The sequence below is a fragment of the Neorhizobium galegae genome (assembly GCF_017877135.1).
Lineage (GTDB): Bacteria > Pseudomonadota > Alphaproteobacteria > Rhizobiales > Rhizobiaceae > Neorhizobium > Neorhizobium galegae_A.
The window spans coordinates 124,318-138,935 of record NZ_JAGIPH010000008.1; the positions used below are offsets into that span (position 1 = coordinate 124,318).

12 protein-coding genes are annotated in these 14,618 nt (G+C 61.3%); 7 read left to right on the forward strand and 5 right to left on the reverse strand.

Annotated features, from left to right (window positions below; all coding sequences use genetic code 11):
* The first annotated feature begins 134 nt into the window (after positions 1 to 134).
* Positions 135 to 989, forward strand: a complete 855-nt coding sequence (locus J2858_RS20225; RefSeq protein ID WP_210106666.1) for an aromatic ring-hydroxylating oxygenase subunit alpha — start codon at positions 135 to 137, stop codon at positions 987 to 989.
* Positions 990 to 1,067: 78 nt separating this feature from the next.
* On the opposite strand, the gene J2858_RS20230 is transcribed toward J2858_RS20225, so the two are convergent.
* On the reverse strand, positions 1,068 to 2,099 hold the full coding sequence (locus tag J2858_RS20230) for an L-idonate 5-dehydrogenase (protein ID WP_210106667.1): 1,032 nt from the start codon (positions 2,097 to 2,099) through the stop codon (positions 1,068 to 1,070).
* 182 nt (positions 2,100 to 2,281) lie between these two features.
* Between J2858_RS20230 and J2858_RS20235 the strand changes: the two genes are divergently transcribed.
* On the forward strand, positions 2,282 to 3,304 hold the full coding sequence (locus tag J2858_RS20235) for a LacI family DNA-binding transcriptional regulator (RefSeq protein ID WP_210106668.1): 1,023 nt from the start codon (positions 2,282 to 2,284) through the stop codon (positions 3,302 to 3,304).
* A gap of 731 nt (positions 3,305 to 4,035) precedes the next feature.
* Here J2858_RS20235 and repB read toward each other — a convergent pair.
* On the reverse strand, positions 4,036 to 5,052 hold the full coding sequence (repB, locus tag J2858_RS20240) for a plasmid partitioning protein RepB (protein WP_245366829.1): 1,017 nt from the start codon (positions 5,050 to 5,052) through the stop codon (positions 4,036 to 4,038).
* 29 nt (positions 5,053 to 5,081) lie between these two features.
* On the reverse strand, positions 5,082 to 6,293 hold the full coding sequence (repA, locus tag J2858_RS20245; protein ID WP_210106670.1) for a plasmid partitioning protein RepA: 1,212 nt from the start codon (positions 6,291 to 6,293) through the stop codon (positions 5,082 to 5,084).
* Positions 6,294 to 6,648: 355 nt separating this feature from the next.
* Here repA and J2858_RS20250 point away from each other — a divergent pair, with 355 nt between their 5' ends.
* The 5 genes from J2858_RS20250 to J2858_RS20270 all read left to right on the forward strand — a co-directional run bounded on the left by J2858_RS20250 (position 6,649) and on the right by J2858_RS20270 (position 11,903).
* Positions 6,649 to 7,626 (forward strand): ABC transporter substrate-binding protein, encoded by a 978-nt coding sequence (locus tag J2858_RS20250; RefSeq protein ID WP_432443385.1) that lies wholly within the window; start codon positions 6,649 to 6,651, stop codon positions 7,624 to 7,626.
* 187 nt (positions 7,627 to 7,813) lie between these two features.
* Complete coding sequence (locus J2858_RS20255) at positions 7,814 to 8,641, forward strand: ABC transporter permease (protein ID WP_210106672.1); 828 nt, start codon at positions 7,814 to 7,816, stop codon at positions 8,639 to 8,641.
* A gap of 3 nt (positions 8,642 to 8,644) precedes the next feature.
* Positions 8,645 to 9,433, forward strand: a complete 789-nt coding sequence (locus tag J2858_RS20260) for an ABC transporter permease (RefSeq protein ID WP_210106673.1) — start codon at positions 8,645 to 8,647, stop codon at positions 9,431 to 9,433.
* A 7-nt stretch (positions 9,434 to 9,440) separates the two neighbouring features.
* Positions 9,441 to 10,499: an ABC transporter ATP-binding protein gene (locus tag J2858_RS20265; protein ID WP_210106674.1), complete on the forward strand. Its 1,059-nt coding sequence runs from the start codon at positions 9,441 to 9,443 to the stop codon at positions 10,497 to 10,499.
* Positions 10,500 to 10,508: 9 nt separating this feature from the next.
* Positions 10,509 to 11,903, forward strand: a complete 1,395-nt coding sequence (locus tag J2858_RS20270; protein WP_210106675.1) for a dipeptidase — start codon at positions 10,509 to 10,511, stop codon at positions 11,901 to 11,903.
* Between the two features lie 61 nt (positions 11,904 to 11,964).
* Here the strand turns inward: J2858_RS20270 and J2858_RS20275 are convergent, their stop codons facing one another.
* Positions 11,965 to 13,833, reverse strand: coding sequence for an adenine deaminase (locus tag J2858_RS20275; RefSeq protein WP_348635513.1), 1,869 nt, complete (start codon positions 13,831 to 13,833; stop codon positions 11,965 to 11,967).
* A gap of 128 nt (positions 13,834 to 13,961) precedes the next feature.
* Positions 13,962 to 14,618 carry an SMC-Scp complex subunit ScpB gene (gene scpB / locus J2858_RS20280; protein WP_210106677.1) on the reverse strand — a complete coding sequence of 219 codons (657 nt, stop codon included), beginning with the start codon at positions 14,616 to 14,618 and terminating at the stop codon, positions 13,962 to 13,964.

The window sequence follows — 14,618 nt, forward strand, 5'->3', positions numbered from 1 at the left end:
GCGCTCCTCCCGTGGTCTTTTCCTCTCTCTTGACTGTTGCGATTGAAAAAGCTGCGTACCGAAGCGGTGAAGGGGCAGTCGCCAGCAGACAGAACTCCGCCTGAACGGGAACGGACAAAGACGGGAAATCGCTCATGAAAGCCATCGACAGGGCCAGTCTTGACCAGTGGTATCCGATCGAGACGGAGGCCGACATCCCGTATGGCCGAACGACCAACCGACTGCTTGGTACCGACCTTCTGGTGATCCGTGCGGATGACGGCACGGTGACCGTCCTTGCCGAAGGACAGGGCTTGCCGCTTCCGCTCAAACGCCGTTACGGCTATCTCTGGACGACGCTCGGCGCGCCGGAGAAGGACATCTTCGCCATTGCGGAAGCCGACGAGCCGGATCGGCGCTATGTGCCCTGCGGCGCCGTCACCGTCCGGGCGTCCGGTCTGCGTATCATCGAGAACTTTCTCGACATGGCGCATTTTCCCTTCGTGCATACCGACATTCTCGGCTCCGAACCCCATACGCAGGTCGAGGAGTACAATGTCGAGATCCGCCGCGATGTGGACGAGGTCTGGGCGACGAACTGCCGGTTCTTCCAGCCGCAGGCCGCCCTTTCGGCGACAGACGGGCTGATGACCCGCTATATCTATCGGGTGATGACACCGTTCACCACGCTGCTCTACAAAACCTGCCCGAATTCCGAAACACGCTGGGATGTGATCTGCCTGTTCGTGCAGCCGCTCGACCCGGATCGCTGCCGTGCCCATCCAGTGATGTATCTTCTCGATGATCAGTCGACGACCGCCTCGTTGATCCAGTTCCAGCAGTTGATCTTTCTGCAGGACCGCATCATCCTGGAAAATCAGCGCCCGGTTCTCCTGCCCATGGAACCGCGCTCCGAAATTCCAACACGCGCGGACGCCAGCTCGATTGCCTATCGCCGCTGGCTGAAGGAGAAGGGAGTGACCTACGGCACCTCCCTGCAGGCGGCCTGACGGATCTTTGCTGAGGCGGCATGGAGAGCGAGAGACCATCTCCGCTGCGTCCGCCAAAGCGGAAGTCGGATACCCCGGTCAAGAAAAGGCGATCTGCGCCTTCATCGCCCGGCTTCGATCGGAGGCAATCTCGAACGCCGAGAGCGCATCCGCAAGCGGCACCGTGTGGGTAATCAACGGTTTCACGTCGATGAGCCCCTTGCGCATCAAATCGACGCCGGTCGCAAACTCCTCGTGGAAGCGGAAGGAGCCGCGCAGCTCAAGTTCCTTGGCCGTGATCGCCATCATCGGCAGGCTCATGTCACCGCCAAGGCCGAGCTGGACGATGACGCCGCGCGGACGCAAGGCCGCGATACCGCCGGAAAGAGCAGCGGCCGCCCCGGAGCATTCGTAAAGAACATCGAAGGTTCCCTTGTCGGCGGAATAGGCGCTCAACGCATCCGGCTCGGTCTTCGTGTTGATCACGCGGTCCGCGCCGGCAGATTTTGCCAGGGATAGGGTGAAGTCCGACAGGTCCGTCGCAACGATCTCGCCGGCGCCGGCCCGGCGGGCCGCAAGAATGGACAGCACGCCGATAGGACCGCAACCGGTCACCAGCACCTTCTTGCCGAGCATTTCGCCGGCGCGGCGGGTGGCATGCAGTGTCACCGCTAGCGGTTCTGCCATGGCAGCCTCCCCGGCCGTCAGCCCGTCGGCTGCCACGCACTGGATTGCATCGGCGACGAGACTTTCCCGGAAGGCGCCCTGAATATGGGGAAACGGCATGGCACTGCCGTAAAAGCGCATATTGAGGCACTGGTTGTGCAGCCCCTCCTGACAGTAACGGCAGGTCCGGCAGGGGCGCGATGGCGACACCGCGACAAGCTGACTGATCTCGAGCCCGCTGACGCCCGGCCCGAGTTCTTCCACGATCGCCGAGACTTCGTGACCGAGCACCATAGGCTCCTTCAGCCGCACCGCCCCGAAGCCGCCATGGTTGTAGTAATGCAGATCGCTGCCGCAGATGCCACCCGTGGCAAGACGCAGCCGCACCTCGCCCTGCCCCGGCTCCGCATCGTCGATCTCCTCGATGCGCACGTCCTTGGCCGCATGGGCTACAATGGCTTTCATATTTGTCTCCTCAGATTGGCGGCGTCCAAGGCACTGAACCTTGACACGAAATGTTATCGATAACATAAACAGCGTGAGATTTGTTGTCGAGGTGAAACCACACTTCAATGGACCTTCGGCAAACGGACGGGATCGGCCATGCGCAACGAAATCACCTTGATCGGCGATCACACTATGACGCCATGCCCATGACGCGCAAACCACCCACCATGGCCGATGTGGCGAGGAAAGCAGGCGTGTCACCAATGACGGTGTCGCGTGCCTTCAAGCGGGACAGTTCCGTCAGCCGGGAAACGCGTGATGCCGTACTGCGCGCTTCGGAAGACCTCGGCTATGTTTTCGACAGCACGGCGGCGAGCCTGAGATCCCAGCGAACGGATTTCGTCGCCGTCACCATTCCCTCGCTCAACAATGCCAACTTCGCCGATACGGTGCGTGCCCTTTCCGAGGGGCTGTCCGCTCGCGGCTTACAGATCCTGCTCGGATACACCAATTACGACATTCACGAGGAAGAGCGACTGATCGAGCAATTGCTGCGCCGGCGCCCCGAGGCGATTGTCGTCACCGGCGGCAAACATACGGACCGGGCGCGCCAATTGCTGCGCAATGCCGGTATTCCGGTGATCGAGACCTGGGACTGGCCGGATGAACCGCTGGGCCATGTCGTCGGCTTTTCCAATGCCCAGTCGGTGCGGGAAATGGTCGATCACTTTGTTACGGCCGGCTATCGGCGCATCGCCTTTATCGGCGGCGATGACGACCGCGATACGCGGGGCGTCGAGCGGCGCGCCGGCTTCATTGCGGCCATGAAGGCGCATGGACTGGATGCCTCGCGTCTGATTGCGGCAGGCGCTCCGCCCATTTCCATGCGCGAGGGCGCCGATGCCATGGGCCGGCTTCTGGACAGCGCGCCGGATACCGAAGCCGTCATCTGCGTATCGGACCTGCCTGCCTTCGGGGCGCTTTCGGAATGCCAGCGCCGCAGCATCCGCGTGCCCGACCAGATGGCCATCGGCGGGTTCGGCGATTACGAGATCGGCGCCGTCTGCGTTCCAAGCCTCACCACGATCAACGCCTTTGCGTACGACATCGGGCGGAAAGCGGCCGAGCTTATTCTCGCCATCCGGGACGGCAAGCCAAACGTGGACGCACCTGCCCGCATCGTCATTCACCCCGAGCTTATTCTTCGCCAGAGCAGCCGATAGGGCAGGCGGGCGGGCGACGACAGCAGGGATCCGGAAGTTAAGCGCAGTCAAAAGTGTTGGGGTGCGGACTTTGCGTTCTTGATAACTGGCCGGACGGTCTGTAAAATCTCGCGCATATGCTAGGACAAGCCGTTCAAAGGCATACGACCTCCAACAGCACCGTGCAGTTTGGCACCACATAGTAGCTTCAAGCGCACAGCCCGCCGCAGTAAAGCAACGTCCGATAAAGTGGCTACGGCACATCCTCAAGCTTAGACGAGCGAAATTCGACATAGCTGAGCGGCATGCGAGACGGCTTGTTTCGGTGCGCCCGATCCAAAACAGGGCGCTTCACCTTCTCGTAACGCCCCCTATTGGCGCTCCCAATGCAGGTAACAGCTGTTACTTTCCCCTCCTCGCCTTACCATGCTTTTGACAGCGCCACCCCTAACGCTGCGCTGCGGATGGCCAGGATTAATGCACTCCTCATGCAAGCGCGATGACTGCATTGGCCGAGACCGATGCCAAGGGCTTCCGCTACTGGGTATCGTCTATGTCGGCGCGATCAATGCTCTCGCCGAGCAGCATCAGGAAGTAACAGTTGTTACACTTCTCGTCGCCACCACCCCAGCAGCCCGCAGCCTGCAACCCGGGCATAGACTGATCGGGACCCGTCGACCATGGGCACAGCAAAAAGGCCTGCCGATCGCTCGACAGGCCTTTCACACTTCTCCAAAGCCGGCAGGGCTGATCTACTTATTGCCGCCCGCCTTGCCGGTCTGATCCTGAAAATCCGCGATCAACTGCGGCAGGCGTTCCAGCAGCCAGTCGGAAAGACCGGGCAGGCGCTTGTCGGGGATCGACAGACGGGTCGCTCCGTCAGTGCGCTTCACCCCAATGGTGATCCCCTCGCCCAGCACGACATCGGCAATCTCGGCCTTCGAGCGGGTCGACCCGTCGAAAGCAGTCAGCACCAGCGCAAAGCGACGGTCGCTGCCGGCCTGCGCCCAATCGGGAGCGCTCGTAACCTTAGACAGGATCCGTGCCTGCCGCTCATCCAGCTGACGATCCTTGATGAAGGCGCCGAGCTTTTCCCATTTCGGCCTGCCGACCGAAGGCGCCGGGCCGATCAACCGGATGAGGTCTTCAGGAATGAGCATCACGGTGTTGGTAAGGATCGAGATATAGGCGAGGCGTTGACCGTCCTTGCGTCCAAGCGCTTCGGAAATCGTCTCGCGCGAATATTTGAGTTCCTTCAGCTTCAGGGCAAAGAGAGCCTGCTCGATGAAGGACAGATTGAGGCGCGCGGCATTTTCGATGCCCTGCGAGACGGCCAGCTCCTCGTCGCTCATCTCGCGCACGATCGCTTTCACCGGCCTTTTGAGGATCTGACAGGCGCGCAGGCGGCGATGGCCATAGGCCACCTGATAATGGCCCGGCTTCCCGGAAAGTGGCCGTACGAGGATCGGCAGTTTCTGACCGGCCTCGCGGATACCCTCGACAAAGGCCTCAAAGCTTTCATCGCCGTCGATGTCGAGGCGGTCGCTGACGAAGGAAGGCACTATGCGGTCGGGATCAAGCTCGATGATCGTCTCGGCCGACAACAACTGGTCGTGAAGCCTGCGGTTTTCGTCCTCGATCGAGACGAAGGCGCGGTCCATCGACTTCACCGCCACGGAGCCGACCCGACGCCGTTCCAGTTCCTGGGGAGAGGGAGGTGTCTGTTTTTCCAGCGCCTCGGCATCGACATTGCCGAACAGGCTTCGCATGCGCTGGTTTCGTTCTTTTGGATTGACCATCATCGGCCCCACACGGTCTTGATGTGAAGAAAGATTTCGCGGTTGACTGCGTCCATCGATTCAAGCGCGCGGCTTAATGTATCACGCCCAACGCTGCCGCGCGTCAACTCATAGAGACTTTTCTTCTCGAGACCCGCACTGGCGATGGCCGTCGTTTCAACCACGGCCGGAGCCAGCACATCCTCCTTGAACAGGGATCGCAACAGGGTCACCACGTTCACCTGAGGGCCGTCATTCGGATTGTGGCGGGTGATCAGGTAGCGGATGAAATCATGGCTCAGCGTGCCGCCTCGCTCCTCGATCACACTCATCAGATCGCTCATCATCGCCAGAAACTGGTTCATGCTCGCCACATCGATCATGGCCGGGTGAATGGTGATCAGAAGGCCGGACGCCGCGCAGAGGGCGGCAAGCGTCAGATAGCCAAGCTGCGGCGGGGCATCGATCAGAACGACGTCATAATCCGCCTCGACCTCGGCAATGACGGCCGAGAGCCTGCGGAAAAAGATCTCGTCGCCACGGCCATAACCTTCGGCAATCGCCTGCGGCGTCTCGTGCTCATATTCCATCAGTTCGAGATTGGCAGGGATGAGATCGACGCCATCGAAATATGTCTTTCGGATCACCTCCCGCACAGGGCGCCGTTGATCGTCGTAGCGAATGGCCGCGTAGACCGTTTCGTTCTCGGCAATATCAAATTCCGGCTGATAGCCGAACATGGCAGACAGCGAGGCCTGCGGGTCGAGATCGATGGCGAGCACGCGTAGCCCCTGAACAGCAAGATAATGCGCCAGATGCAGCGTCGTGGTCGTCTTGGCCGAGCCACCCTTGAAATTTGCAACGGCCAGGACCTGCAGCTTTTCGTCTCCGCGGCGACGGGGCAGAAAATCCAGCGCCTCCGCCGGCCGCTTGTTTGCCAGATGCGCACGGATCTGGTTCACCTGGGATAGGGTGTAGATCCGCCGCCCGTTATCCTGTCGATCGGGAATCACGCCTTCGCCATCGAGCGACATCTGTCTGAGCGTCGATTCTGCGATGCCGAGAAGCTGCGCCACCTCGCGGGAGGTGAAGGTCTTCAGCGTCTTGGCCGATTCCGGCTCGTAAAGCCGCTCCCGGATCGATTGAAGCTGCGCGGACAACAGTTTCGACTGGCGGCTGATCTTGAGGGCAGACGATTCGGGCGGTTCGGCGGGGTTAAGGCTGGTTTTCATGTGTTCCTCGCGACGGTTTTTTCACAATCATCGGCATATTTCCGTCGCGGGACAGTCGCCTAATTCCCGCACCCCGTCAAATGATACTTGGTTAACCGGACCTTAACGCGACGCTCGTCCCGGCGTGATCACCGTCCTTCGACGGACATGCGTGAGGAATGGCTGCATCAATAATGTGCATGCATCATTGTTGTGCTTGAAATTGGCGATACCACCGTTAGTATCGCCGGCGTCGAAGGGAGCGATCCCGCGCGAGACCCCCGGCACATTTCCCCGAAGAAGGACCGTACCCATGACCACAGCAATCCGCCTGCGCGCCTCAGCCCTGGCGATCGGCGTTGCCCTTGCCGCTTCCATGTCTGCAATGGCCGAAGCCAAGACGCTCACCATTTCCTGGTGGGGCTATAATGGCGAGAAGCTGAACGCCAATATCGTCGAGCCGTTCAAGAAGATCTGCGGTTGCAACATCGTTTTTGAAACCGGCAACAATGCGGACCGCCTCAACAAGCTGAAGCTGCGCGGCGGCAAGGGCGTCGACGTCATCTATCTGACCGACAGCTATTCGCAGATCGGCATCGCCGAGGGCCTTTTCCAGAAGGTGGACGCCACCAAGCTTTCGAATCTGGCCGACCTCTACGATCTGGCAAAGGATCCGCAGGGCGGCTATGGCCCGGCCTATACGATCGGGCGCGTCGGCATCGTCTATGATGCTGCCAAGGTCAATCCGGCAATTTCCTCGTGGAACGATCTGTGGCGCGCCGACCTGAAGAGTGCCGTCACCCTTCCCGGCATCACCACCACCGCCGGCCCGATGGTCGTCCTGCAGGCGGCAAAGCATGCCGGCGCAGACGCCTTTGCCGATACTGACAAGGCGTTTGCCTCGATCGAAGCGCTGAAGACGAATGTCGCCAAGAACTACAACACGGGCTCCGAACTGGTAAACCTCATCTCCACCGGTGAAGCCAAGGTTGCCATCGCGCAGGATTTCACGCTGGTCTCGATGAAGGCCGCCGTCCCGACCATGACCTGGGCCAGCCTCTCCGATGGCGACATCGCAACGCTCAACACGGTGAACATTCCGGCGGGGTCGGAAAATGTCGAACTGGCCCACCAGTTCATCAACTTCATCCTGTCGAAGGAAGTGCAGCAGCTTGACGCGGAACAGGGCGTCGATGCGCCGGTGTCCACGAAGGTAACCCTGACGCCCGAGCAGGCCAAGATCTGGACCTATGGCCCGGACATGATCGCAAAGCTCAACCGCCTCGACTACGTCAAGCTGAACGACGCCAAGACCGACTGGATCGATCGCTGGAACGAAATCTTCAGCAAGTAAACGCGATTATCCGTGCATGAACAGGCCGGCCCGGCAGCAATCCGGGCCGGCAGACTTGATTGAAAAGGCCGGTTGCGCCATGCTGCCGCCAGATGGGCGTTCAACGCCCGCGACCATTACCCCAGCGATAGTGAGATCAGGGCTCCGTCCGCCGTCAAAGACCCCGGACAAGCCGTTTGAGCAAGATATGATAAAACGTTTAAGCCCCTGGATTTTGGCCGGACCGGCAAGCCTGCTCGTGCTGGTTTTCCTGATCCTTCCCGTCGGCTCGACGCTGATTGCGACCTTCACCGATGCAAAGGGCTGGGCGGCCCCCTATGCGACCTTCTTCAACAGCGGCTTTCGGCGCACCGTGCTTTACCGCACCATCGAGATTTCGCTGATCACGACGGTGATCTCCGTCATCCTCGGCTTCATCGCCGCCTATGTCGTGGCGCAGATGCCGGGGCGGCTGAAAAGCATCATGATCATCGCTGCCGTCTTTCCGCTGCTGACGGGCGTCGTGGTGCGCTCCTTTGCCTGGCTGATCCTGCTCGGCAAGAACGGCATTCTCAACTCGGCACTGCTATCCATGGGGATAATTTCAGAGCCGATCTCCATGCTTTACACCGAAGGTGCGGTGATCGCTGCCATGGTCTATCTCTTCGTGCCGCTGATGATCCTGACGCTAGCCGGCGTTCTGGAGGGCATCCCGAAAGACGTGGTGGAAGCGGCAACCTCGCTTGGTGCGGCGCCCTTTGCAGTGTTTCGCCAGGTCATCCTGCCGCTTGCCATGCCGGGGCTCATCGTCGGTGCGGTGCTCGTGTTTACCGGCAGCTTCACCTCCTACGCCACCCCGCAGCTGCTCGGCGGCGAGCGGCAGATGATGATGGGAACGCTGCTTTACCAGCGCGCCATGGTCACCTTCGACTGGACAGGCGCTTCGACCGTTGCCGCCATCATGGTGGTGGTCACCATTGCAATCGTCATGCTGATGACGCGGCTTGCACGCCGCCTGAACCCGATGGCGGGCTAAACTATGCGCACCACTCTTCATCCCGCCCTGATTGTCATCGCCTCGATCATCTTCATCATTCTGATCGCGCCGCTCTTCATCATTCTGGGGGCAGCCGTCAGCGACACCAACTATCTGACATTTCCGCCGCAGGGTTTCACCATGCGCTGGTTCACCAACATCTTTGAGATCAGCGCCTTTCGCACCACTGCCATCACCAGCCTGCAGATCGCCTTTTTCGGCACGTTCCTGGCTCTTCTCATCGGCATTCCGGCCGCCTATGCGCTGAACCGCTTTCGCATCCGGCTGCCGTCCTGGCTGTCGAACGTCTTCGTACTGCCCATCCTCGTGCCGGAGATCGTTCTGGGCTTCTCGCTGATGAAGTCGGTCACGATCAATCTCGGGCTTCCGGTCTTTGCCACGCTGATGCTGGGCCATGCGCTGCTCGTTCTGCCCTATGCGGTCAGGGTGGTGGGAGCAAGCCTTGCTTCCTTCGACTTTTCCATCGAAGAAGCGGCGATCAGCCTCGGCTGCCCGCCCTTAAAAACCTTTCTGACGGTGGTGCTTCCCAATATCAGCGCCGGCGTCATCGCCGCCTTCATTCTGGCCTTCATCACCTCGATCAACGACGTGTCCATTTCACTGTTTCTGACCGGCCCCGGCATTTCCACGCTGCCGATCCAGATCCTGGCGCATATGGAACAGTTTTTCGATCCGACGATTGCCTCCGTTTCCGTGCTGCTGATGCTCCTGACGGTTGGCGTCATGGCCATCGTCGAAGCCACCCTTGGCCTTACCTTCCTGACAAAGTGAATTTGCCGTGACCGTTTCGCTGACACTCGACCACATCACCGCCCATTACGGCTCCACACAGGTGCTGGAAGACCTGTCGCTTGCCATCAAGGCCGGCGAACTGGTCTCGCTGCTCGGCTCGTCCGGCTGCGGCAAGACGACGACGCTGCGGCTTGTCGCGGGCTTTCTGGAGCCGACGAGCGGCACCATCCGGCTTGGCGAGCGTGATCTTACCCGCCTTGCAGCCCACACACGCGATATCGGCCTGGTGTTTCAGAACTATGCCCTGTTTCCACACCTCTCCGTGCGCGACAATGTCGCCTTCGGCCTGAAGCAGCGAGGACTGGGGGCGGCCGAGCGCACGGCGAGGGCCAATGCCATGCTGGAGCGCGTCGGCCTGTCGTCCTTTGCCGATCGCATGCCAGCAGCATTGTCGGGCGGGCAGAAGCAGCGTGTGGCGCTTGCTCGCGCGCTTGTCATCGAACCGCCGCTCCTGATGTTCGACGAGCCGCTGTCCAACCTCGATGCCAAGCTGCGCGTCGATATGCGCGTCGAAATTCGGCGCCTACAACGCGCCAATGGCACGACCTCGCTTTATGTGACGCACGACCAGGAAGAGGCGTTTTCGATTTCCGATCGCGTCGCGATCATGAATGCCGGCAAGATCATGCAGCTTGACCGGCCGGAAGTGCTCTACCAACGCCCGGCCAACGCCTTTGTCGCCCGCTTCGTCGGCTTCGAAAACCTGATCGCGATGAGCGTCACTGCCCGCGAAGGCGAAATGGTAACAGCTGTGACCCAGTCTGGCGCTACACTTCAGCTGTCGCAGACTGTGTTTGGCGCCATCCCCGATCGCTTCGTTCTGGCAGCCCGGCCGGAAGGGCTTGCCGTCGCCCGAGAAGGGGAGGGGATTCCCGTCACCCTCGGCATCCGCACCTATCTCGGACGCGCCTACCAATATCAATGCGCAACGGCTGAAGGGAACTACCTGGGCAATGGTCCGCTGACGGACCTGATGGAGCCGGGCGCTGCCGCGGTCCTCATTCCCGTTCCCGAACAGTGCTGCATCCTGCCCTCCGACGCCTGAGGAAATCCCATGTCGCTCTCTCCCGCTGAACTCGACGCCGTCCTTGCGCAGGCCGATGCCACACTGCCCCAGGCGCTTGACCGCCTGTTTGCGCTCATCCGCATCCCGAGTGTTTCGACTGATCCGGCTTATGCGCAAGATTGCCGGCGCGCCGCGGAATGGCTGGCGCAGGATCTTACCAATATCGGCTTTGACGCGTCCGTCCGCGACACGATCGGCCATCCGATGGTGGTTGGCCATGCGCGAAAGGAAGAGGGGGCGAATATCCTCTTTTACGGCCACTATGATGTGCAGCCGGTCGATCCGCTGGCGCTCTGGGAAACCGATCCGTTCGAGCCTGTGATGAAGCCGCTCGCCAATGGCGATACGGCGATCGTCGCGCGCGGCGCCTCCGACGACAAGGGGCAGATGATGACCTTTGTCGAGGCCTGCCGCGCCTTCAAGGTGGTGACCGGCGGGCTGCCGGTTGGCATCAGCATTCTCTTCGAGGGCGAAGAGGAGGCGGGCAGCCCAAGCCTTGCACCCTTCATGGAAGAGGCCGCAGCAGAGCTCAAGAGCGACGTCGTCTACGTCTGCGATACCGACATGTGGGACCGCGAGACACCGGCCATCACCACCATGCTGCGCGGCCTCGTCAGCCAGGAAATCGAGATCACCTGCGCCGACCGCGACCTGCATTCCGGCATGTTCGGCAATGCCGCGCGCAATGCGCTGCAGGTGATGGGTGATGTGGTGGCAAGTCTGCGCCGGCCGGACGGCAGCGTGGCGGTCGAAGGATTTTACGACAGCGTCAGCGAACTTTCCGATGAGGTGAGGGCACTCTGGCAGCGGCTGCCGTTCGACGAGAAGGCGTTCCTCGGCGATGTCGGCCTGAAAATCCCGGCAGGGGAGGAAGGGCGCTCGATCCTCGAACAGGTCTGGGCACGACCCAGCTGCGAGATCAACGGCATGACGGGCGGCTATACCGGCGAGGGGTTCAAGACCGTCATTCCCGCCAAGGCCACGGCGAAGATTTCCTTCCGCCTCGTTGCCGGCCAGGACCCGGACAAGATCCGCGACGCGTTTCAGGCGCATGTGCGGGCAAAGGTCCCGGCCGACTGCCAGGTCACCTTCAAAACCTATGGATTGGCACCGGCCATCACCATGCCGCTGGACAGTACGTTTTTACGCGCGACAAGCAGTGCGCTTTCTGCGGAATGGGGACGTGAAACCGCACTCGCCGGAACAGGCGGTTCCATCCCGATCGTTGGTGCCTTCAAGGAAAAGCTCGGCGCCGATACGCTGCTGGTCGGCTTTGCCCGCTTCGACAATCGAGTGCACAGCCCGAACGAGAAATACGACCTGTCGAGCTTCCGCCACGGCATCCGGTCCTGGATCCGCATTCTGGCGGCCCTTTCGGCCTGAGCGAAAAAAAGGACAATCCGGCAGGCGATGACCTGCCGGACATTGTCCAGAGCGCCCGGTTTTAAAACACGACCTTCTGCACCGCGCCCGTCTGGACATTGACAAGCCCCTGCGGCGCATAATCGGAAGGCGCCACCAGCACCCAGCGCCACGGCGCGCAGGTGAGGGTCGCAAAGGCGAGGCGCTCGGGAAAGCCCGGGAACCAGCGCGGGCTGAAGGTCGGCTCATACATCCAGTCGATCTTTTCACCCTCGGCGTACAGCGCCTGCATCTCCTCGTGCAGAACCTCCGGTGCGCGGCAGGTCATCAGGCCAGCCACCTCGTAGCGCACAGTTGCGACCACTTGTCCCTCGCGCACCAGCGCCCATCCGCCGTCATTGTCGGCAATGGCGTTAACGGCCATGGCCATGGCCGCATCGGAGGAGCCGACGCACCAGATATTATGCTTGTCATGCGCCATGGAGCAGGCAAGCGCGGTGTCGGGCGTCTTCGGTCCGCAGCCGATCCAGAACATCTTTGACACGGCAGCCTTGCCGGAGAACCGGTCGATCACCGAGAATTTCGTGATGTTGCGGCTTTCGTCGCGCTGCACCAGCCCGCCTTCGACCGGCAGTTCATAGGTCAAAAACTCGTCGGACCAGTGGAAGGGGCGAAGCACAGCCGCCTGCATCGTCTGGCGGTCCGGCGCGGCAAAAATGGCAAAATCCGCCTCGGTCAATGGCCGGCCGATGTTCACCGTCTTCGTCGCCCACTGCGGCCAGTCGATCTTCGGCACGTCGGGCAGATAGGTCTTGCCCTCTGAAACCTGCCGTCCATCGGCCCAGACCTTTGCGATCTTAAATGTCTCAACATCCGACAGCAACACGATATCGGCATAGCGCCCCGGCGCAATCGACCCCACCCAGGGGGTAAGACGCATGTGGCGGGCCGGATTGATTGTCACACACTGGATGGCGATTTCCGGCGCAAGACCCGACTGGATCGCAAGGCGCACATTGTAATCCGTCGCCCCCATCTTCAGCGTATCGGAGGCGCTTCGGTCGTCGGTGGTAAAGGCAATCTGCGACCAGTCGCCAAGGCCCCTTTCCAGAAGCCCCTTGATCACCTCCGGCAGGCTGTGCGGGCGAAGCTCCATGAACAGCCCATGGGTCAGCTTGTCCCAGAATTCCTCGAAGGTCCAAGCCTCGTGATCGGAGGCAAGGCCGGCAGCGGCAAAGGCATTGATGGTCGGAAGATCCCGGATGCCGGCCGCATGCCCCTCGACCACGCCGCGCTGCTCGAAGGTGGCGCGGATCATGCCCCAGAGGCGGGCGTGCGAGGGATTTTCCGCATTCCAGACGGCCGGCCAGTCCATGACCTCGTCGAGGCCTGCCACCATCAGACTCTCCTTCAGGAAAGCCTTCTGTTCGTCATACCCTAAATAGCCGCCGCCATGTTCATAACCGGTCGGCGGAACAGCCGAGCCGGGGAGGGGGAAGATTTTGAGCGGCGATCCCGCCTCGCGCGCCTTCAGCCAGAACTCCAGCGTCTTTGCCCCATTGACGTTGGAGAACTCGTGGCTGGCCTCGCAGGTCCAGGTATTCCCGCGCGGCAGGACCAGCGCTGCCTCCCATTCCGGCGTCAGATGCGAGCTTTCGATATGCTTGTGCACTTCGCCCAGTCCGGGGACGGCGGAGAGATCCGGCTCATGAACCCTTATCGTCACTGTTCCCGGATAACTGCCGGCCGGACCGACATAGGCGATGCGCCGGCCCTTGATGATGATTTCCTGATCTTCTGCCCAGGTGCGGGTCGCCACATCGAGCAGGCGCCCGACGCGCAGCGCCACATCCGCAGGCTCCTTGCCCAGCGCCACCAGCGTCAACTGCTGGCGGATTGCAACTTCGGTGGCGGAATCGGGATTGATGTCGATGAGGGCGGGGCGCGTCACGGGCCACTCCTTGGAACTGCGAATGATCGGGCTTTGACCGGGCCGGCCGGTCGGCCATACGGACATGGTGCCGCAATGGTGCCACTGGGCTTAAACCCGCTCCCGCCTGATCGCAACCGGCGTTTTCGTTAGTCCTCGTCTTCTCCAGCGCCTTCCAGAAGCGGGCTCAACTCGTCCTTCTGCATCTGGTGGCGGCTGAGCAGGCCCGCATCCTCCAGCATGTCGAGATCGGGCAATTCGCGCAGCGTCGCAAAGCCGAAGGCGGCAAGAAAAGCCGGCGTCGTCACATAGGTATAAGGAGAACCGGGGCCGGTGCTGCGCGGGCCAGACGTGATGAAACCAAGGCGCTTGATATTGGCAATCGTGTCCCTGTTTACCTCGCGGCCGAAAATGCGCGACAACTCGCTGCGCGTGACCGGCTGGAAGTAACCGATCACCATCAGCACCATGGCCTCCTGCTGCGAAAGCTCGGCCGGAAGCTTGACCGGTGCGCCGGAGCTTCGAACCACCTGGGCATAGGCCGGGCGCGTGCGATACTGGAAACCTCCTGCCACTGAGACCAGATCGAAGGGGCGGGTGGCAAGCTCGGCGCGGATATCATCGATGATGAGATCGAGATCACAGTTGCGCCCGACCACCCGCATCAGCACGTCACGCCCAACCGGCTCGGAGGAGGCAAACACGACGGCCTCGACCCGGTTCATCCATTCGCGCCAGCGCGCCGGCGGTGCAAGCCCTAAAAGTTCGGTATCGAGAGGTGCCGGCGGTTTCGGGGTGCGCGCCAT

Excerpts from the sequence above, each read along its gene's own strand:
- J2858_RS20230 (WP_210106667.1), bottom strand. The coding sequence starts at position 2,099 with ATGAAAGCCATTGTAGCCCATGCGGCCAAGGACGTGCGCATCGAGGAG.
- J2858_RS20270 (WP_210106675.1), top strand. The coding sequence starts at position 10,509 with ATGTCGCTCTCTCCCGCTGAACTCGACGCCGTCCTTGCGCAGGCCGAT.
- repA (WP_210106670.1), bottom strand. The coding sequence starts at position 6,293 with ATGAAAACCAGCCTTAACCCCGCCGAACCGCCCGAATCGTCTGCCCTC.
- J2858_RS20255 (WP_210106672.1), top strand. The coding sequence starts at position 7,814 with ATGATAAAACGTTTAAGCCCCTGGATTTTGGCCGGACCGGCAAGCCTG.
- repB (WP_245366829.1), bottom strand. The coding sequence starts at position 5,052 with ATGCGAAGCCTGTTCGGCAATGTCGATGCCGAGGCGCTGGAAAAACAG.
- scpB (WP_210106677.1), bottom strand. The coding sequence starts at position 14,618 with ATGGCGCGCACCCCGAAACCGCCGGCACCTCTCGATACCGAACTTTTA.
- J2858_RS20250 (WP_432443385.1), top strand. The coding sequence starts at position 6,649 with ATGTCTGCAATGGCCGAAGCCAAGACGCTCACCATTTCCTGGTGGGGC.
- J2858_RS20235 (WP_210106668.1), top strand. The coding sequence starts at position 2,282 with ATGCCCATGACGCGCAAACCACCCACCATGGCCGATGTGGCGAGGAAA.
- J2858_RS20225 (WP_210106666.1), top strand. The coding sequence starts at position 135 with ATGAAAGCCATCGACAGGGCCAGTCTTGACCAGTGGTATCCGATCGAG.
- J2858_RS20260 (WP_210106673.1), top strand. The coding sequence starts at position 8,645 with ATGCGCACCACTCTTCATCCCGCCCTGATTGTCATCGCCTCGATCATC.